We start from the raw sequence: 18482 nt of genomic DNA, 5'->3' as shown, positions 1-18482 counted from the left end.
TCCCACACCCCGAAGAGAGGAAGGCGACGGTGACCGTCACCGAGCAGACCGAGGCGCCGGCCACCGGCGCCACCACCAAGACCGTGCCGGCGGGGACGATCCGCCGCCGCATGAACGGCGAGCGGCTCGCCTACGCCGTCGCCGCCGCCGGGATCGCGATCGGCCCGCAGTCCGACCAGGGCCCGCTGTCCTACCTCGGCGCGCTCGGCACCGCCGCGGGCACCGGCCTGTGGCTGTACTGCAAGGCCACCCCGAAGGAGGGCGCAGCGCCAGGCGTGGGCCTGCTGCGCTCCGCTTTGCGCGCCCTGCCGACGCTGTCCGGCTCCGCCCTCTACGCCGCGGCGCTCGCCGCCCCGGGCACCGCCTGGTGGGAGATCGCGGGTCCGGTGCTGTGGGGTGCGGCGGCCGCGGCCGCCGCACCGTTCACCCGCTCCGCCGGCCTGACGGAGGAGGCGCTGCCGGACCTGGTCGCCGCCCTGCCCCAGCAGGTGGCCCCGGTCGTGGACACGCCGAAGGACTACGCGTCGTTCCTGGCGCGGCTGTGGGAGCAGGCCGAGCTCGCGTCGGGCACGAAGCTGACCATGGTCGAGCACTTCCAGCAGAGCCTGCCGGACTTCCGTGCGGTCATCGTCGCCCAGCCTGGCAAGGCCGTTCCACAGCTGAGCCTGCGCAACATCGCGGCCGCGTTCGACGTGCCGGAGGAGAGCGTCACCTTCACCTCGCTGCTCGGCTCCGGCCCCGGCCGGATGGTGCTGACCGTCACCCCCACCGTCGGCGAGACCAGCAGGGCGTTCAACAGCCTGGAGGCGCTGTGGGAGAGCGCGGTCACCGCCCCCGGAGGCGCCGCCCCCGGCGTGAAGTTCGTGCGGGCCCGCATCGAGGACGACCGGATCGTCATCCTCGCCGCCGCCCCCCGCGGCAAGAAGATCCGCCTGCCCCACTCCGAGGTCTGCTCCGCCCTCGGCGTCGACGACCCGACCCGGATGGTCATCGAGACCGACGGGCTGCGCCAGGCCGTCGTCTCCGTCTACCGGACCAACCCGCTGATGAACGTCCGCAAGGCCACCGTCGCTGACCTGACGATGGACGAGCGCGGCCGCGTCGCGGTCGGCGTCTGCCACGACGGCCGGTCCGCGGTGATGCGGCTGTGGGATCCCGGGCAGGGCGCGCTGCGCGGCATCGTCGCCGGCGTCACCGGCGCCGGGAAGTCGGTGCTGCTGAACCTGATCCTCGCCGCCGAGAAGCGCAGCGGCGTCGTCTCCTGGGTGGCCGACATCCAGGGCGGCATGTCGTTGCCGGAGGCCGACGGCCGCGTCGACTGGTTCGCCAAGGGCGAGGACGAGGCCCTGGCGATGCTGGTCACCGCCCACAAGGTGATGAAGTACCGCGAGGCGATCTCCAACAAGATGGGCCGCGGGGACTTCGCGATCGGCCGGCCGTGGCCGCTGATCAACATCACCCTGGACGAGATCAACCGGCTCCTCAGCCACCCGGACGAGAAGAAGAAGAAGCTCGCCGCCTACCTGATCGCCGACATCCAGAAGACCGGCCGCAAGGTCGGCATCGGCATCCGCCTGGCCGTCCAGTCCCTGCACCTCAAGGACTTGGGCGACGAGGAAGCGATCCGCCAGCAGGGCAAGGTCGGCGTCCTCTTCCTCATGAGGACGGCCAGCTCCTCCACCCGGGACATGGGCCTGGACGGCGTCGCCCCGCCCGGATTCCACCTGGAGAACATCCCCGCCCGGATCTACGAGACCGGGCAGATCGAGGCCCTGTTCCATGGCACCGACGACGACGAAGGCCAGTCCACCGCGGGCATGGCGTACATGTTCCTCGACGGCCGGGCCTCCTTCATGAGGACGTTCTACGCCGAGAAGAAGAACGGCATCTACCCGGACCTGATCGAGCTGTATGGCGAGGAGCCGCCGGCGACCATCACCGACGGCGAGGCGGAGGCGGCCGGGAAGGCGTACGCGCTGCGCAACACCCCGCCCGCCGACCCGGTACCGGACGGCGCGCCCAACGCCAACGCCGACGCCGACTACGGGCCGGTGCCGGACGCCGTCCCGGCGGCCATGCCCGAGCTGCCCGCGATGCCGTCCTTCGACCCGCCCGCGGCCGACAGCGCGGTCGACCTGACGAAGGAGTTCGAGACCGGGCCGACGCTGCGCGAGCGGATCCTCGACCTCCTGGCCGACGGGCCCATGAGCCTGCCGCAGATGCGCAAGGTCCTGTGCCCGGAGTACGAGACCGGCTCCGTCAACACCGAGGTCGGCGAGCTCAACCGGGCGGGCTGGCTCGAGAGGGTCGGCCGCGGCGTCTACCAGCTCGTCACCCAGCCCGCCGACGCCTGACCCCCCCACGCAACGACAGCGGGCCCGGCCGACCGGCCGGGCCCGCTCCCGTCTTCCCTGAAGGAGAACCCTCTCGTGATCGTGTCCATCTCCGGCGTCGTCCTGGCCGGCTGCGCCGTGTTCTTCGTGGTCCGCTCCCGCCGCGCCACCGTCGGCGCCGCGATCGTGGCGGTGGTGTTCGGCTTCCTGCTCGCCTCCACCGGCCTGGCCAAGCCGATCCAGTCCGCCCTCGACGGCACCGCCCAGGTCACCGGCTCCGTGAAGCCCTGACTGCCGGTCAGTCCGGGATCCACAGCGTGCCGTCGTCCTGCACCCACGCCTCGTAGATCCGACCGTCGATGATCACGCCCTCGACGACCACGTAGACGTCGTCCTCGGAGTCGATCCACAGCACTCCCTCGTCGTCCGTCCACGCCGGCCAGATCGTGCCGTCGTCCCCGACCACCGCCTCGAACACCACCGTCTCCGGCTCGTCCCGGAACAACCAGCCCACCGCGTCCTCCCTCGACCGACACCAGCCTGATGCACCACCAGGCCCCGCCGGGGCCGATTCCCAACCACCCGCACCCGCACTCCCGCACCCGGGACGCAGTCGCGCCTCTCCGAAAGGAAGCCCCCATGGCCCGCCTCATCATCGGCCGCACCGGCTCCGGCAATACCCACCGCCTCCAGCAGCTCATCGACGCCCACGCCGCCGACCCGACCACCACCGTCTGGGCCATCACCCCGTACACGGACCTGGCCGGCGTCGACCGGCACACCGACCCCAACGGCGCCGAACAGATGCTCACCGAGTTGCTCGCCGAGGTTGACAAGCGCCTGGCCCGCGGCCGCGAGCACACCCCCACCCAGGCCGAGCCGCACATCCGCCTGATCGTCGACCGGGTCGAGCTCGTCCACGAGCTGCTGGGCCGCGCCGAGCTCGGCCGCCTGCTGGGGCGCCTGATCATCACCGGCCGCACGGCCGCCGTCGACACCCTCCTCACGGCCTCCACCACCCACCTGGACGTCTGGCCCGACGGCGTGCGCCAGCACTTCGACCGGCCCGGATGCACCGAGATCCTCCCCGACCGCCGCACGAGCGACGAGGACTGACCGGCGCCTCCCGAACGCCCCTCTCCCGGCCTCTCCGGGGGCCGCCGGGCCCGCCCGCCACCCGGCGGCCGGGCCCGGCGGCCCCAGAAGGCGCCGCGGCGCCCGCACCGACCCCGCCCCGACCGCCCCCGCACTTCCCTTTGGAGCACCCCGTGGACAGCTACGCCAGCACCCCCGAGACCGGCCCGCAGGTCATCCTCCTGGAGCCCGGCTACCTGCCCTCCGCCGTGGACGGCGAACTCGTCGCCGTTCCGACGCGCCTCGACCACGGGGACGCCACCAGCGTGCCCGCCCTCGTAGACGGCCAGGCCGCAGCCCTGCCCGTCTACGACCCGATCGCCCGGCTGAAGGAGATGACCGCCCGCCTGGCCGCCGACAACGCCGCCCGGGCCGCCACCCCGGCGCAGCCGGTGGCCGACGAGGGCCTGTCACTCGCGGTGCGCCAGTACGTCCTCTACGGCTCGATCGCCTCCCTCGCGGCCGGCAGCGCGGTGTGGATGCTCGGCGCCGCCGTCGCCGAGGTCGCCCCGCACGCGGACGCCCTCGGCGACCTCCTCAAGTGGGCCGCCGTCCTCGTCGGCGCCGTGGTGCTCGGCGTGGCCGGCCTGCTCGGCAAGCTCCGCTCCGCCGCCGGCACCGGCTCCGCGACGGGCGCGTCGGCGAGCGCGAGCGGCGACGGCGCGAGCGCCACCGGCACCGTCCTGGCCCTGGTCCATCGCACCCACCAGACCACCATCGGCCGCCAGTCCGCCGGATGGCGCGGCGCCATCACCAACCACAACGGCTGACAAGCCCTCCCGGGAGGACCCCCCATGCACGCCGTTCGCCGGCTCGTCCGGCGCCTGACCCGCCGCCCCGCCGCGGTGTGGCCCGCCGACGACCTGCCCGGCGTCTACATGCCGGCAGGCGCCGAACCGCCGGCCCCCGACCCGGACTGGTGTACCTGGCGCGAGGACCCCGCCGTCCAGCACCTCCTGGCCGCCGCCGACGCCGAAGCCGCCGCCCGATTCCACGCCGCCACCCAGGACTCCTGAGCCCGGCCGACCGGTCCCGTCCCCAGCCGCGCCCCGCCCTCCCGGACCCACCGGGACGGCGGGGCGCGTCCGGTGGCGCCACCGGCCGACCGGCCGCACCCCGATCCGTTCGGAGGACCCCGTGAGCGTCACCGTGACCCAGACCGCGGACCCCGCCAACCCCGCCGAGGTGGCGGCGGCCGCCGCCACTGCCATCATCAAGACCGTCCAGGCCGCCGCAGAGCGGTACACCGCCCCGACCGGGCCGCTGCGCGAAGCCTCCTGGCGCACCGGGCGCCTGGACGCCGGCGACCTGCTGGCCCGCCTGGCCGACCTGCCCGACCCCGCCCCGGTGATGGTCGACGGCGAGCTGCTGCGCGACACCGGCTACGACGGCACCGTCCACCTCCACACCGACCGCACCGCACCGCCGGTGCCCGGCCAGGGCCTGCCCGCGGCCCCGGCCACCGTGTGGCGCAGCTCCCGCACCGTCCTCCTGACGGTCGGCGAGCTGCGCGTCCGCCTCGACTCTCTGCCCGACTCCGCGCCGGTCACCGTCGACGGCGACGCGCTGACCGACGCCGACTACGACGGCGCCCTCCAGCTCTACACCGCGTACACCGCCGCCCTCGACGAGGACGAGGACGACGACGAGGACGAGGACGACGACGAGGACGAGGACTGACCCGCGCCCCACCCGGCCCGTCCCACCGAACCCCGAACCCGCCCCGCCACCGCACCGAAGGAAGTGCCCATGAAGCTGCGCCTGTTCGCCGGCCCGTTCGCGGACGCCGTCGCCCACGCCGCCCGCGCCCTGCCCGCCCGGCCCCCCGTGCCGGTCCTCGCCGGCATCCTGCTGCGCACCGACACCGACGGGCTCCACCTGGCCGCGTTCGACTACGAGGCGTGCGCGACCGTCCGCGCCGACGCTGAGATCGCCGACGACGGCACCGCGCTGGTCTCCGGCCGCCTGCTCAACGACATCTGCAAGACGCTCCCGAAGTCGGCCGAGGTCGACCTCGAACTCTCCGGAGCCCGTCTGCTCCTCACCGCGGGCAGTGCCCGGTTCACCCTGCCGACCCTGCCCGTCGAGGAGTACCCGGCCCTGCCGGCCGCGCCGGACGTCGTCCTCACGGTGGAGGGCGACGCGCTCGCCGACGCGGTCGCCCAGGCCGCCGTCGCGGCCGGCACCGACGACTCCCTGCCCGTCCTCACCGGCGTGCAGATGGTCCTGGACGGCAGCATCCTCACCCTCGCCGCCACCGACCGCTACCGCTTCGCCGTCCGCGACCTCACCGTCAGCCCCACCGGCACCCTGCCGGCCGCCAAGCCGACGAGGAAGGCCCGGAAGAAGGGCGAGGAGGACACCGGGCCGACCGCCGAGGAACTCGACGCGGCCGCCCGCACCGTCCTGGTGCCGGCCAAGTTCCTCACCGAGGCGGCCAAGGCGCTGGCCGGGGAACACCCCGTCAGCGTCGGCTGGTCGGACGGGCAGCTGACCCTCTCCACCCCGGGCCGCACCCTCGGCACCCGCCTCCTGGAGGGCGAGTTCCCCAAGGGCCGCGCCCTGTTCCCGCACGCCGCCGACGCGGACCTGACCGTCACCGTCCCGGTCGAGGAAGCGCTGGCCGCCATCCGGCGCGTCGCCCTGGTCGCCTCCGACAAGCGCCCGATCCGCCTCGCCGTCGACGGCGACCAGCTGCTCGTCGAGGCCGGCGACGGCGACGACGCCCGCGCCGCCGACCGCATCCCCTGCCACGCCACCGGCTCGCTCACCGACCGGGCCCAGGGCAGCGACGCCGCGTTCAACCCCGGCTACCTCGCCGACTGCCTCAAGGCCCTGACCACCCCCGAGGCCCGCTTCCACCTCACCTCCTCCACCAAGCCCGTCCTGGTCCTCGGCCACTCCGGCGAGGACGCGGGCGGCGACTACGAGCACCTGCTGATGCCGGTCCGCCTCCAGGGCTGACACCGCACCACCCGGCCCGCCCCGGCACCCGCCGGGGCGGGCCGGCACACCCGCACCACCCCACCGAGGAGCAGCACCCGTGAACCAGCACACCGAACACAGCGAGCCCGTCAGCACCGAGGCGCAGTCGTCCCCGAGCGTCCGCGAGGCGGCCGGGCGCCGGGCCCGCGCCCTGACCGCCCCGGGCGGCTGGCTCGACCAGCGCCGCCGCGAGCTGGCGGGCGGGCTGGACGACTTCGCCACCGCCGAGTCGTGGGTGCGCGGCCTGACATTCCTGGGCGGGATCACCGTCGCGGTCCTGGTGCTCGGCACCATCGGCGGCATCCTGCTGAACGGCGCCGCCGCCGTGATGGGCGCGATCCACCTGCCCGAGCACATCCCCGGCGCCGGTGACGGCCTGCGCGCCGCGATCACCGGCCCGATCCACACCTACCTCGCCGCCCACCTGCCCGCCACGCTCACCGAGGCCACCGCCTACGGCGCGTGGAAGACCGTCGGCGTGGTCGTCGGCCTGATCGCCTTCCTCACCCAGGGCGCTGTCGCGCGTCTCGCGTGGTCGGCCTGGGCCTGCGCGACGCTCGCCATGGTGTGGAACGCGGCCCCGGAAGCCGGCCGTCCCGTCGACACCGGCCTCACCGCCGCCGCCCTCGCCGTCGTCAGCCTGTTCGCCCTGCGCGGCATCAGCTTCTCGCTGCGCCCCACTGTCATCAACCGCACCGAGGTTCAGCCGCAGATCACCATTCAGGCCCCCGAGCCCAAGACGGTCACCCGGGCCCGGCCAGCCGTCCCCGCCCCCAGCGGGCCCTTCGACCAGCGCTGACCCCGCCCGACGCCGACCACTAGGAGCAGCCGCACCCGTGCACGAACCCGCCCTCCCCCACCCCGTCCGGCTCGCCGACCTCATTGCCCAGCGCACCCAGGCCCTGGCCGCCGACGTCGCCCAGCTGCGCGCCGACGCCGACCGGATCGTCGCCGGCCTCGCCCGAGGGGTCAGCACCAGCGACACCGAGCGGCTCACCGTCCTCGCGCAGCGCATCCACGGACAGGCCCACCGCATCGAGGGCCTGACCGACGCCCGCAGCCTCACCTGACCGACCGCACCGCCGGGGCCGGCGCCCACCGCGCCGGCCCCGGCCGCACCGCCCCAACCGTCGACACCGCCCCACCCGCCGAGCACCGTCTACCGGAAGGCACCCGCCGTGGCCCTGGCCGTATCCCGCGACGCACAGATCGCCGCCCTCTACGAGAAGCTCCACCACCGCTCCGCGATCCTGGCTGGCCTCACCCCCGGCAGCCACGCCCACGCCGGCATCCAGGCCGAGTGCGACGCCATCCATGCCGAGATACGGCGCCTTCAGGCCTCGACCAGCATCTCGCCGAAAGCCGTCCTCATCACCGTCGGCGTGCTCCTGCTGATCATCTGGAGCGCCGTCCACTGACCTCCGGGCACTGACGCTGCCCACCACCGCGCCCCGCCGCCCCGGCCACCCAGGCCGCCGGGGACCGGCGAGTCCGCCGATGCCGTCCACCAGGCCCGGCTCAACGACCAGGGCGGCACCCTCACCGTCCGCGTCGAGGGCTAGGGCAGCACCGGTGCCACCACCGTCGTCCGCATCAGCGGCCGCGGCGGCGCGGTGGTGGTGCAGAGCGCCGGCACCGTGCACGGCTCGGTCACCGGCATGGTCATCAGCGGCGGCGACGTGAGCATCGTCGGCGGCCGGGTGATCGGCGGCCAGGGCGGCACCGTCGTCCAGGGCCCCGCCCCCGTTGTCATCACCGCCCGCGTTCCCGAGCGCAGCGCGCTGACCGTCCGCACCCACTCCGCGGACGTGACCACCCACGGCGGCCTGGCATCCGTCACGGCGACCACCCTGTCCGGCGACGTGCGTGTCCTCACCCCCGCCAGCTTCGTCGACCAGGTGCGCGCCGACACGCAGTCCGGCGACGTCGAGATCGGCACCGCCACCGCCGCCCGCGCCCGCACCCAGTCCGGCGACATCCGCCTGGAGCGGGTCATCACCGCCGAGGCCCACACGATGTCCGGTGACGTCCGCGCCGAGTGGACCGGCACCAGGGCGAGCCTGAACACGATGTCCGGCGACATCCGCGCCCACGCCGGCGGCACCGGCCAGGTGTCCGCCACCTCCATGAGCGGCGACGTCACCGTGACCGCCACCGCCGAGGCCCTTGGGGCGGCGTGGCCGTCCACGCCACCTCCGAGTCCGCACCCCCCGGCCCGCCGGGCACTGACGCTGCCCGCCACCGCCCCCCGCCCTCCGGCCACCCAGGCCGGACGGCGGGGCGCTGTGGCGAGCGGCGCGGCCGCCCGGCCGCCACCGACCGGAAGGACCACCCACCGATGCACCCGCACATCACCGCCGGGATCCTGGAGCGCGCCCTGCACACCTCGCTCGGCGCCGAGACCTGCCTGGCCGCGCGCGGCAGCGCACCCCTGCAGGACGAACTCCTCCGCCAGGCCCGCCAGGCCCTCGCCGACCACGGAGCCGACCCCCGCCACCCCACCGACCGCCAGCTCCTCACCACCGCCGCCGCCCTGCGCCGCCTGGCCCCCGCCCCCACCACCGACCCCGCCGCCCTGGCCCACGTCCTCCGGCGGGCCGCCGCCTGGCTCGACGCCCACCCCTACGGCCCGACCCGCAGACACGCCCACACCGACATCGTCGACGCCGTCGAACGCCACACCCCCGACCTTCGGCTGCGCTACGACACCCTCACCGTCATCGCCCAGCACCTCCCGGTCCCCGGCCTGACGATCACCGCCTGGGAGTGGACCGCCAACCCCGGCGGCGGCCGCGGCGCGACCACGCTGCTCCGCTCCCTGGCCGCCGCCGGCCGCGTGCCGTCCTACGTCCCGCTGCCCACCGAGCCGGTCCCCGACCACTACGACACCACGATCGACCTGACCGACCTGGACACCGCCGACCGGGCCGAAGGCGCCCCCGCCATCTGCCCTCCGCCCCGGCCCGGCGACTACGAGGGCCGTCCCCGCGACCTGGTCCGCGCCTACCTGGAAGCCGCCGCCGGCACCGAGCACTCCCACCTCGCCCGCATCTACCAGGACCGCGCCGACACCCTGCGCACCGGGCTCTGACACTGCCCACCACCACGCCCGCCGTCCCGCCCAGCCAGGCCGGGACCGCGGGCGCCGTGGTGCGTGGCGCCGGCGCCCGGCCGGACCACCCAATGAGAGACCGCCCGCACTCCCCCTGAGCGGAAGGACACCCGATGCCCACCAACAAGAGCACCGAGCCGCAGTACCGCGCGAACCTGGCCGACCTCGAACCGCTCGCGGCCCGGTGGGCCGCCCGGCGCGACGGCCGGCCCATGCCGCCCCTGGACCAGGCCAGCCGCCAGGCCCTCATCCGCACCCTCACCGAAGCCGCCGCCCGAGGCGCCAGCGCCAACCCCGAGATGGCCCGCCGCGCCCAGGCCCGCGCCGACGAGCTGCGCGCCGGGCTCGACTGACCGCCGTTCCGGGCACCGACGCTGCCCACCACCACCTCCGCCCCCTCCGGCCAGCCAGGCCGGAGCGGCGGGCGTGGTGGTGCGCGGCGCGGCCACCCGGGCCGGACCCGACCCCGGAGGTACCTGCCGTGACCACCGAAACCACCCCGACCACCGACGCCACCCGCTCGGCCGCCCCGGCCGTCCACGCGCCGTTCGCCCGCCCGGGGCGAACCTGGCGCCAGGACAGCATCGAGGAGGGCGCGACCGACTGGGCGCTGGCCCGCTTCGCGCTCTCCGAGCGATCCTTCGCCACCTGCTACGACGACCCCGGTGTCGAGGAGGCCCGGCGTCTCGCCGACAAGCTCACCGCCGAGGAGGCCCGCCGGATCGACGCCTTCCTCGCGGCCGGCGTCCAGGACCGCGGCCGCCTGGACGCCGTCGCCGCCGCCCCGCAGCTCACCGGCGAAGACCGCACCTGGCTGCTCGACCAGCTGCGCCTGGCCTGGCAGCGCCTGGACAGCCTGCACGACGCGATCGACCGCTCCGGCAGCATGATGACCACCACCTACGCGGCGAGCTCCGTCGACTACGTGCGCTGGTCCCGTCGCCCCGAGGCGCTCACCGGCATCGACCCCCGCCGCGCCGCCCGGCCGAGCGAGTCGTCCTGATGGCCGCTGAACTCGTCATCGCCCTGGTCGGCGTCGTCGGCACGCTCGCCGGCACCCTGACCGTCACCGCGCTCCAGCACCGGTCCGCCCGCGCCGAGCGGACCGAGCGCACCGAGCAGGAACGGCGCCGCGAACTCGTCCAGGCCGTCACCGCCCTAGTGACCGCCCTCGCCGCGCACCGCCGCGCCATGTGGGCCCGCGAGCGGCTGCGCCTGGCCGGCGCCGACGACGCGGTGTACGCCGAGGCGCGCAGCGAGAGCCACCGCACCCGCGCCGACATCACCGCCCCGCTGGTCACCCTCGCCATCCTCGCCCCCGCCCTCGCCCAGGACGCCGCCCGCGCCACCCACGCCCTGCGCGGCGCAACCGACCACACAGCCCTCGACCGGGCCCGCACCGAGGCCGCCGACGCCGGCGAGCGCCTGGTCGCCGCCGCCGCCGATCAACTGGCCTGACCCACCAGCCCGTGCCCTCACCCGGCTCTGCGCCGCTTCGCCCCCGATGCCCACCCCGGCCCGGGGGCGAAGCGGCGCAGAGCCGCACACCAGCCACCGACGGAGGCCGTCCTGCTGCAGAACCAGATCCTGGCCATGAGGCTGCGACGTGGCCTGACGACCTGGGTGGACAACACGTCGGCAGAGGCACATCACAGGGCGCAGCTGGTTGAGCTCGGCCACCAGCACGGCCGCCGTGTGGTGGCGACGTGGGTGGACGTGCCACTTTCGGTGTGTCTGGCGAGGAACGCGCAGCGGCCGGCCGAGCGGCGGGTGCCGGAGGACGTCGTGCGCTGGCAGCACCGCATGGTCCGCTCCGCCCGCGAGCTGCTCGCCGGTGAAGGGTTCGACGAGGTCCGACTGCACCGCTTCTCCGGGTCCTGACGCTGCCCACCAGTGCGCGCCCTGCCACCGGCACACGGCCGGGGGCGGGGCGCTCTGGTGCGCGGCGCGGCCACCCGGCCGAGCCCCGCACCGCAAGCACGGAGCCACCCGAGATGACCTCCTCCCCCGACCTGCCCGCGCTGCGCGCCGCCGCCCGGCGCGAGATCGAGCGGCACGCCGACCGGCCGCTGCCCGGCACCTGGCGCCTGGTCCGCCTGGACGACCGGCCCGCCATCGCGGCGGCCTGCGACCAGGAGCACCGGGGCCGCGCCCCGATCCACCCCGGCGTCGACGGCCTGTACGACTGCTGCCCGCAGCCGTGGATCCGTGTCGGCATCCTCCAGGTCGCCGACCTCCTCCTGGCCCTCCTCAACCAGTCGACCCCGGCCCCGACGGTGACCGCCCCCGAGGCGTTCAGCGACGACCCCACCGGCGCCTGGATCTGACCACCCCGCACCCGCACACCACCCCGGAAGGACACCCCCGAGATGACCGAGACCGCCCGCACCCGCCTGCTCGCCACCGCCCTGGACACCGCCGACAACGCCGCCACCGTCGTGGCCGGAGCCGCCGCCGGCCTCGCCGCCTACCGCGCCCTGGCCGCCCGCCCCATCGAGACCCGCCTCACCCTCACCGCGGCCGCCGGCGCCCTCGCCCTCTGCCTCGCCGACCAGGCCACCACCCTGCTGCGCCGCCCCCTGCGCCGCCCCCTGCGCGGCCGCCTCGGCCTGCCCGCCTACGGCTACACCGCCACCGCAACCACCACCCCGGCCACGGTCCCCTCGCCGGAGCAGCTCACCACCGAAGCCGCCGCCGACGCCGCACACCGTGCCGCCACCCGCGCCCACAGCCTCGACCACGGCTCCGGCAGCCTCACCCAGGCCGCCAACTGGGAGGGCGCGAGCGACGGCAGCGCCAGGTGCGAGCTGACCGGCGACGCCCACCTGCTGTGCCTGCCCGCCCCCACCGACCGCTACGACGGCGGCGCCCGCACCTACTACCTGGTCGCCGACGGCGAGCGCCCGATCGAGGTCCACACCCTCGCCGAGATCGTCACCCTCCTCGACCGCCTCGCCGAGGCCGGCACCCTCGACCCGGAGACCGACCACGACGAAGACGAGCACTACCGCGACGACGACCAGCACGGCGACGACGAGCCGCACGACCACAGCGACCTGGACGACGAGGACGACCAGAACCCCGAGGCCCGCGAGGCGCACGCGGTCCTCTTCGTGGGCTGCTACTCCGACGAGCCCCCCTTCTAACCCCGCTGCGCCCGACGACCCGCCAGCGCCCCGGCCCGGCCCGCTCCAGCGGACCGGGCCGGGGCGCTCCCCCTCGAACCGCCCCGCAGCCCTGGAGGACCCACGTGACCCGCTCCGTCATCGCCCCCAGCCCCGACAGCCCCGCGAGCCAGGCCGTCGGCCTTGGACCTGGACGGCACACTCACTCAACCCGGCCCCTGGCTCGGCGGCCGCATCGGCCTGCCCCAGCCCGGCGCCATCGACGCACTGCGCACGCTCGCTGAGCACAGGGCGGTGTTCGTCTACACGGCGCGGGCCTCCATGTGGCTGCCGGAAATCGCCGACTGGGTCACCTGGTACTCGGGCCTGGAGGCGTTCGTCGACCCGTCGCCGGACAGGGCGTACTACACCGCGGTAGGCGGCCCGATCCTGGTCACCAACACCAAGCTCGGCGCGGCCGCGTACGTGGATGACCGCGCCGTCCACCACGCCGGAGACTGGGCCGCCACCTTCGCCACCGTCAGCCACGCAATCGGCCTCGACCACGCGGGTGTCCCCGTCTCGGCCTGACCCCCTCACAGTGAAGGGGGCCTGTCTTCCCCGGTGTCGACACCGGGGAAGACAGGCCCCTTCGCGTTTCTGGGGTAAGAAGCCCTTGCCCGGCTGGTTCGGCCACTACTTCTTCCTCGACACGCTGTCGGAGTGCCAGCAGACGAGGGAAAGCCTGCCGAAGTCGCGCAACTGTGGCTCCCTGTAACGGAATCGGTGGCAGCATAGAAGCCGGAAGGACGGATACGGTGGATCGGCGGGGGCATGCTGGCGGAATCACTGGTGGCGCTGGCCACCGCAGGATCGACCGCTCTGGTCGGGGCGATGGCCACGGATGCCTGGCAGGCCACCCGGACCGGTGTGCTGAGCCTCTTCGGGCGTGCCCGCACCGGCTCGAGGGACGGCACAGTGGCGCAGCCTGATGACAGTACGGTGCCGGAGGGCGGCGGGCCGGAGGCCATGCCAGCCGCCGGCGACCAGATCGCGCTGGTCGCGGCGCAGCTGGACGGCGACGCCGCGCTCGTGGCGCGGGCCGACGATGCGGCGGCGGCCCGGCGTAGTCTGCTGCCGGGCTGGCAGCTGAGGTTGCGGGAGCTGCTGGGCGCGCACCCGGAACTCGCGGGTGAGCTGACCGAGCTCACCGAGCGGATGCGGGGTTCACTGCCCGAGGACGAGCAGCGGTGGGTGATGCACGTTGCCGCTCACGATCACGCGCAGGTGTTCGCCGCTCAGGGTGGCGACGTGATTGTCCATCAGGAGCCGGGTGGGCGCGGTTGAGTTCCCAGTACGTCACCGCCACTGGCGGGTTCGCGTATGGGGTGATCGGTGCCGACATTCATGTGTTTGGGGACGGCACGCCTCTGTACATTCTGGAACGGTGGCGGCCGCCGGCCGGGCTCGACGACGACTGGCTGCGTGAGCAGCCGAGCCGGATGCTTAATGCCCGGTTCGCCGTGGTCGGGTTCACTGGGCGGGAGCAGGAGCTGCGGGAGCTGGGAGGGTGGTGCGCCCGGGGGCCGCGCCGGGCCGCTCGGTGGTTGCATGGCCCCGGTGGGCAGGGCAAGACGAGGCTGGCGCAGGAGCTCGCCAGCACGCTGACGGCGGCCGGGTGGACGGTGGTCACGGCGGCCGAGGGCCCGGGCGGTGTCCTTCCGCCGCCCGGCAGCCAGGATCTGCGCCCGGACGGTAGCGCCGGGTTGCTGCTCCTGGTCGACTACGCCGACCGGTGGCCGTTGTCGTCTCTGACCTGGCTGTTCAGTAACGCACTGGTTCACCGCACCGACCTGCCCGTGCGGATCCTGCTGCTCGCCCGCGGTACGGACGCCTGGCCCGCGTTGCGGGCTTCGCTGGCGAACGAGCAGGTTTCGGTCTCGCAGTACCTGCTACCGCCGCTTGCGGCGGACGGGCCCGGGAACGGCGGGTCCGCTGACAGCGCCGCCGCAGACCCGGAGGGACGCCACACCATGTACCGTGCGGCTCTCGAGGGCTTCGCCGCCCGATATGGGATTCCGCCGCCCTCCGGCCCAGCCGAGCTGGAGCACCCCGAGTTCGGCTTGGTGTTGGCCGTGCACATGGCTGCCCTGGTCGCCGTGGACGCGCACGCCACTGGTCGTACTCCGCCGGCGCCCGTTCCCATGGTGGCCCGCGCCTCCGCGGTTGCCGCCGGCGACGCGTTCGACCTGGCCGCGGAACCCGTGCTGCCGGGCACCGCCGGGCTGGCCCTCTATCTGCTGGACCGGGAGCAGCTGAACTGGGCACGCCTGCATCGGGAGAGGCGGCACGGCCGGATCGCCACCCCGCCCGCCGCGATGAACCGGGCCGTCTTCACGGCCGCTCTCGGCGGCTCCCGGTCTCTCGACTCCGGGACCGTACTTGTCGACGCGTTGCGTCTGGGGCACCCCACCGCCGAGGTCCTCGCGGACCACGCGGTCTGCTATCCGCCGCCCGATCCGGCGCGCGTCACCGTCCTCGAACCGCTTTACCCCGATCGCCTCGCCGAGGACTTCGTCGCCCTGACCCTGCCGGGCCACCGCGCCGAGTACCCGGCGCAGCGTTGGGCGCCGGAAGCCGCTGCTGTGACGGCCCGTCACGACGACCGGCCCATCCGGGCTGTCACCACGCTCGCGGCGGCGGCCGAACGCTGGCCGCACGTCGGCCCGCGATGCCTGTTCCCGCTGCTGGACGAGAATCCGGACCTGGCCGTGGCCGCCGGTGCGCCCGCTCTGCTGGCGCTCGCCGAGTTGCCGTCCATCGCTGATGAGTTGCTGGGCGAGGTGCTCGACCGTTTGCCTGACCCGATCCCGCCCGACCTCGTGGTGGCCGCCGCGGTCCTGCGGATCCGCCTGCTGGAACTCCGGCTGGATGTCGCCGATGGTCCGGGCGCGATGGCAGGTCTCCTGGTCAACCACGGTAGTGACCTGGGCCTCCTCGGTCGCCATGAGGAGGCGGTCCGGGCCGCGCTGCGGGCGGTCCGTGCCTTCGAACGCCTGGCCGTCGAGCAGCCGGAGATGTATGAGGCCGACGTCGGGAAGTCCCTGACGAACTACGCCAGCCGGCTCATGGAGATGGGGCGTAACGCCGATGCTGCTGCCGCCCAGGAACGGGTGGTGGGGATCTTCCGTCGCCTCCATGGGCGCGACCAGCCGCGGTACGACCTCGACCTGGCGACCGCCCTGGCCAACCTTGCCGCGCACCTGGAACGCACCGGGCGGTGGACCGAGGCGTACCGGGCCAACCAGGAGGCGATCGAGCACTACCGCCGACGGGAGGCCGACGACCCGCGCTTCCGTGCCGGCCTCGCCGTGGCCCTGACCAATGCCGCAGCACTGACCGTACGGGCCGACGCCGGCACTATCGCCGGGCGGACTTCGTCCGTCGAGGCGGGAGGCTCCGCCCCCATGCCTGGTGACGGTATCGCGACGGCTTTCGAAGCCGTCCGGGTCTGGCGCGAACTGGCCGACGCCGACCCCGTGGGCCACCGGCCTGACCTCGCCATCGCCCTGCTCAACCTGCGCACCCAACTCGCCCGCGCCGCACGGCACGAGGAGGCGGTCGCCGCCATCACGGAGTCCATCGGCCTCTACCGCCGACTGGCCGGCGACAATCCCCTGACGTACCGGAAGCAGCTCGCTCTCGCGCTCGGTCTGCTCCGGGAGAGCCTCACGGCCGTCGGCCGCCACGACGCGGCCCTGGACGTCGGCGCGGAGTCCGTCGCGCTCTGGAGACAGCTCGCCGCCGCCCGTCCCGCCGAACACGAGATGGGCCTGGTCGCCGCCCTGCACGGGCAGAACAACGCTCTGCGGGCCGCCGGACGACCTGAGGATCCCGAAGCCCGTGCACGCTCCCCAAAGGTCCGGCTCAAGGACCGCGTGCCGAGGTCCGGCGCCACCGTCGAAGTCTCGGGCTGGGGCCGCGCCGCCGAACCGCCCGCCACCCGCGAGAGCGTGCTCCGCGTGGCAGAACAGCTCGCCCGCCGCCAGGACTGGCCGCTGTACTGGGAGGCCGTCTGTCGTTGCTCGCTGGCCGATGCCGCGCGGCTCGCCCGCCGCATCCCGGTGCGTCGCTGGCACCCCGCGGACAGGGTCGACCGCGCGCTGCTGGAGGCCCTCCGCTCACTCCCCGCCCGCCGCACCGCCGCCCTGGTCGCCGAGGCCGCCGAGGGCGCGACCACCCGGCTCCCACCCGAGCTGGACGTCTTCAACGAGGACTACATCTCCTTCGCCCATGCCCGTGACGCCCTGGCGGTCGCCACGATCACCGATGACCGCTGGGAGACGATCGAGACCCTCGACCTGCGTACCGGCACCCGGACCACCCTGTACTCGGGCCCGGCTGACCACAGGTCGATCACCTGTGTCGACGCCTCGACCGTCATCGCCACCAGGTCACCCGACCACCGTGGTGACGGGGCGTTCGAACTCGTCCGCCACACCGATCACGGCACCACGATCCTCGTGCGAGGGGACGCGGTGGCCGGTGCCAGGGTCGCCACGATGCTCTTCGGCTACGTGGCCGGCCTGCTTCTCTTCCCGGCCGCCCTGGTCGACCAGGGCCTCGGCTCGTCGGACGACCTTCGGCAGGTCGGCCTCGGCGTCTGGGGACTGTCCAAGGGCACTCTGATCGCCGTGGACCCCGACGGGATCCGGCTGGTGCTCTGCGACGGCCACGTCATGGTCGCCACCGACGCACTCCTCGGCAGTGCCCTGGCCGTCGGCGGACCGGCACATCCCGACGGGATCGCCGACGTGGCCTTCGTCGGCCACGACCGGCTGCTCACTTCCGGTCAAGGGGGCGGGCTGACCCTCTGGCAGCTCGGCGGCGATCGTATGCGGTCCCTCGTCGAACGGGACACGCCGCGTATGCGGCACCTGTTCTCGGTACCGGAGTGGGACGTCGTCGGCGGCAAGGCCCCCGGCGAGGGACGCGTCCACTTCCTCGACCCCGACGCCCTGACTCCAAGGCCGGCCCCACCCGCCCTCACGGGCGCCGAACACCTCACCCTCATCACCACCTCCCCCGACGGCCGGTACGTCGCCTACGCGGGACAACTGGCCGCCAGTGAGCCCCTCCGGCGCCGTGACGTCGACTGGCACAGCCGGCTGCACGACCTCGACCACGCCGGCGCTGTCCTACAGCGCCCCCTGACCGGCCTTCGCCTCGCCGCGACCACGAACCTTCGTAGCGCGGTTCTCGAGGCCCGCCGCACCGGCAACACCCACCTGCACCACCTGCTCACCCTCGCCCTCGCCCTCGCGGAACGCTCCTCGGGCGACTGAGCCCGTTTTGCGGCAGGGCCAGCTCTGCGATTCGCAAGTGGACGGATACGGCGGATCGGGGGACCCGCCCCGGAGAAGACCGGGCCCTTCTGCGTTCCAGGAAGAGAGACGACACGCCAGCGCGGGCGCCCACGCGCCGATTCCCGAGACCCGACAGGCCCGCGCTTCTGACCAGCACCACCGGCCGCACTGCGCGTTCACCGCTGCCTACACCCTCCGAGAGGACCGGCTCGCCGCTGCACCGCCGCGCTGACTGCGACCCCGGTCGCCGACCCGCTCGCCGCCGAGCACTGTGTCCAGTTCCTCGCCGCCCTGCACCCACCACCCGCACCGCCCCGAGCTCGAACCCGAGGGAGACCAGACCGCAGAATGAGCACCGACCACCGCGACCAGGCCGTGCCGCTCGACCTGATTCTCCCGGCCCTGGGCGCCTCCGTCCTCCGCACCATCGCCACCACCCCTCCAGCAC

The 18482-nt window shown here is 74.5% G+C and carries 21 protein-coding genes and 1 pseudogene; 21 read left to right on the top strand and 1 reads right to left on the bottom strand.

Annotated features, from left to right (window positions below):
* The first annotated feature begins 29 nt into the window (after positions 1-29).
* Positions 30-2354: a hypothetical protein gene (locus tag ACFWA9_RS04615; protein ID WP_380383060.1), complete on the top strand. Its 2325-nt coding sequence runs from the start codon at positions 30-32 to the stop codon at positions 2352-2354.
* Positions 2355-2429: 75 nt separating this feature from the next.
* On the top strand, positions 2430-2624 hold the full coding sequence (locus ACFWA9_RS04610; RefSeq protein WP_380383058.1) for a hypothetical protein: 195 nt from the start codon (positions 2430-2432) through the stop codon (positions 2622-2624).
* Positions 2625-2631: 7 nt separating this feature from the next.
* On the opposite strand, the gene ACFWA9_RS04605 is transcribed toward ACFWA9_RS04610, so the two are convergent.
* Entirely contained in the window at positions 2632-2847 is a 216-nt protein-coding gene (locus ACFWA9_RS04605) for a hypothetical protein (RefSeq protein WP_380383056.1), read from the bottom strand.
* 125 nt (positions 2848-2972) lie between these two features.
* Here ACFWA9_RS04605 and ACFWA9_RS04600 point away from each other — a divergent pair, with 125 nt between their 5' ends.
* The 19 genes and pseudogenes from ACFWA9_RS04600 (at position 2973) to ACFWA9_RS04510 (ending at position 18013) form a co-directional block, all read left to right on the top strand.
* Positions 2973-3449 (top strand): hypothetical protein, encoded by a 477-nt coding sequence (locus ACFWA9_RS04600; RefSeq protein WP_380383055.1) that lies wholly within the window; start codon positions 2973-2975, stop codon positions 3447-3449.
* A gap of 152 nt (positions 3450-3601) precedes the next feature.
* On the top strand, positions 3602-4237 hold the full coding sequence (locus tag ACFWA9_RS04595) for a hypothetical protein (protein ID WP_380383053.1): 636 nt from the start codon (positions 3602-3604) through the stop codon (positions 4235-4237).
* A gap of 24 nt (positions 4238-4261) precedes the next feature.
* Positions 4262-4483 (top strand): hypothetical protein, encoded by a 222-nt coding sequence (locus ACFWA9_RS04590; protein ID WP_380383051.1) that lies wholly within the window; start codon positions 4262-4264, stop codon positions 4481-4483.
* A 121-nt stretch (positions 4484-4604) separates the two neighbouring features.
* On the top strand, positions 4605-5147 hold the full coding sequence (locus tag ACFWA9_RS04585; RefSeq protein WP_380383049.1) for a hypothetical protein: 543 nt from the start codon (positions 4605-4607) through the stop codon (positions 5145-5147).
* Between the two features lie 69 nt (positions 5148-5216).
* On the top strand, positions 5217-6431 hold the full coding sequence (gene dnaN / locus ACFWA9_RS04580) for a DNA polymerase III subunit beta (protein WP_380383047.1): 1215 nt from the start codon (positions 5217-5219) through the stop codon (positions 6429-6431).
* A gap of 79 nt (positions 6432-6510) precedes the next feature.
* Complete coding sequence (locus ACFWA9_RS04575; RefSeq protein WP_380383045.1) at positions 6511-7251, top strand: hypothetical protein; 741 nt, start codon at positions 6511-6513, stop codon at positions 7249-7251.
* Between the two features lie 37 nt (positions 7252-7288).
* Positions 7289-7522 carry a hypothetical protein gene (locus ACFWA9_RS04570; RefSeq protein WP_380383043.1) on the top strand — a complete coding sequence of 78 codons (234 nt, stop codon included), beginning with the start codon at positions 7289-7291 and terminating at the stop codon, positions 7520-7522.
* Positions 7523-7630: 108 nt separating this feature from the next.
* Positions 7631-7870 carry a hypothetical protein gene (locus ACFWA9_RS04565; protein ID WP_380383041.1) on the top strand — a complete coding sequence of 80 codons (240 nt, stop codon included), beginning with the start codon at positions 7631-7633 and terminating at the stop codon, positions 7868-7870.
* Positions 7871-8110: 240 nt separating this feature from the next.
* A pseudogene (locus ACFWA9_RS04560) lies at positions 8111-8545 on the top strand (DUF4097 family beta strand repeat-containing protein); the annotation flags it as partial.
* 245 nt (positions 8546-8790) lie between these two features.
* Positions 8791-9543 (top strand): hypothetical protein, encoded by a 753-nt coding sequence (locus tag ACFWA9_RS04555; RefSeq protein WP_380383084.1) that lies wholly within the window; start codon positions 8791-8793, stop codon positions 9541-9543.
* Positions 9544-9677: 134 nt separating this feature from the next.
* The gene (locus ACFWA9_RS04550; RefSeq protein WP_380383039.1) at positions 9678-9917 is read left to right on the top strand and encodes a hypothetical protein; all 240 of its coding nucleotides are present in this window, start codon (positions 9678-9680) and stop codon (positions 9915-9917) included.
* 128 nt (positions 9918-10045) lie between these two features.
* Positions 10046-10567: a hypothetical protein gene (locus ACFWA9_RS04545; RefSeq protein WP_380383038.1), complete on the top strand. Its 522-nt coding sequence runs from the start codon at positions 10046-10048 to the stop codon at positions 10565-10567.
* Positions 10567-11022, top strand: a complete 456-nt coding sequence (locus ACFWA9_RS04540; RefSeq protein WP_380383036.1) for a protein kilB — start codon at positions 10567-10569, stop codon at positions 11020-11022. Before ACFWA9_RS04545 ends, ACFWA9_RS04540 begins: the two co-directional genes overlap by 1 nt.
* A gap of 27 nt (positions 11023-11049) precedes the next feature.
* On the top strand, positions 11050-11445 hold the full coding sequence (locus ACFWA9_RS04535; protein WP_380383083.1) for an AAA family ATPase: 396 nt from the start codon (positions 11050-11052) through the stop codon (positions 11443-11445).
* A gap of 113 nt (positions 11446-11558) precedes the next feature.
* A complete protein-coding gene (locus tag ACFWA9_RS04530) occupies positions 11559-11891 on the top strand; it encodes a hypothetical protein (RefSeq protein ID WP_380383035.1) in 333 nt (110 codons plus the stop codon).
* Between the two features lie 42 nt (positions 11892-11933).
* A complete protein-coding gene (locus ACFWA9_RS04525) occupies positions 11934-12710 on the top strand; it encodes a hypothetical protein (protein WP_380383033.1) in 777 nt (258 codons plus the stop codon).
* A 162-nt stretch (positions 12711-12872) separates the two neighbouring features.
* Positions 12873-13259 carry a hypothetical protein gene (locus ACFWA9_RS04520; protein ID WP_380383031.1) on the top strand — a complete coding sequence of 129 codons (387 nt, stop codon included), beginning with the start codon at positions 12873-12875 and terminating at the stop codon, positions 13257-13259.
* Between the two features lie 243 nt (positions 13260-13502).
* Entirely contained in the window at positions 13503-14015 is a 513-nt protein-coding gene (locus ACFWA9_RS04515) for a hypothetical protein (protein ID WP_380383029.1), read from the top strand.
* Positions 14012-18013, top strand: coding sequence for a hypothetical protein (locus tag ACFWA9_RS04510; RefSeq protein ID WP_380383027.1), 4002 nt, complete (start codon positions 14012-14014; stop codon positions 18011-18013). The genes ACFWA9_RS04515 and ACFWA9_RS04510 overlap by 4 nt, the downstream gene beginning before the upstream one ends.
* Positions 18014-18482 lie beyond the last annotated feature (469 nt).

The organism is Kitasatospora sp. NPDC059973 (assembly GCF_042737525.1).
Taxonomy (GTDB): domain Bacteria; phylum Actinomycetota; class Actinomycetes; order Streptomycetales; family Streptomycetaceae; genus Kitasatospora.
The sequence above is the reverse complement of the archived record's forward strand: the minus strand, read 5'-3'. Positions and strand labels throughout refer to the sequence as shown.

Coding starts and splice junctions, on each gene's coding strand:
- ACFWA9_RS04600 (WP_380383055.1), top strand. CDS start 2,973: ATGGCCCGCCTCATCATCGGCCGCACCGGCTCCGGCAATACCCACCGC.
- ACFWA9_RS04590 (WP_380383051.1), top strand. CDS start 4,262: ATGCACGCCGTTCGCCGGCTCGTCCGGCGCCTGACCCGCCGCCCCGCC.
- dnaN (WP_380383047.1), top strand. CDS start 5,217: ATGAAGCTGCGCCTGTTCGCCGGCCCGTTCGCGGACGCCGTCGCCCAC.
- ACFWA9_RS04555 (WP_380383084.1), top strand. CDS start 8,791: ATGCACCCGCACATCACCGCCGGGATCCTGGAGCGCGCCCTGCACACC.
- ACFWA9_RS04550 (WP_380383039.1), top strand. CDS start 9,678: ATGCCCACCAACAAGAGCACCGAGCCGCAGTACCGCGCGAACCTGGCC.
- ACFWA9_RS04540 (WP_380383036.1), top strand. CDS start 10,567: ATGGCCGCTGAACTCGTCATCGCCCTGGTCGGCGTCGTCGGCACGCTC.
- ACFWA9_RS04530 (WP_380383035.1), top strand. CDS start 11,559: ATGACCTCCTCCCCCGACCTGCCCGCGCTGCGCGCCGCCGCCCGGCGC.
- ACFWA9_RS04525 (WP_380383033.1), top strand. CDS start 11,934: ATGACCGAGACCGCCCGCACCCGCCTGCTCGCCACCGCCCTGGACACC.
- ACFWA9_RS04515 (WP_380383029.1), top strand. CDS start 13,503: ATGCTGGCGGAATCACTGGTGGCGCTGGCCACCGCAGGATCGACCGCT.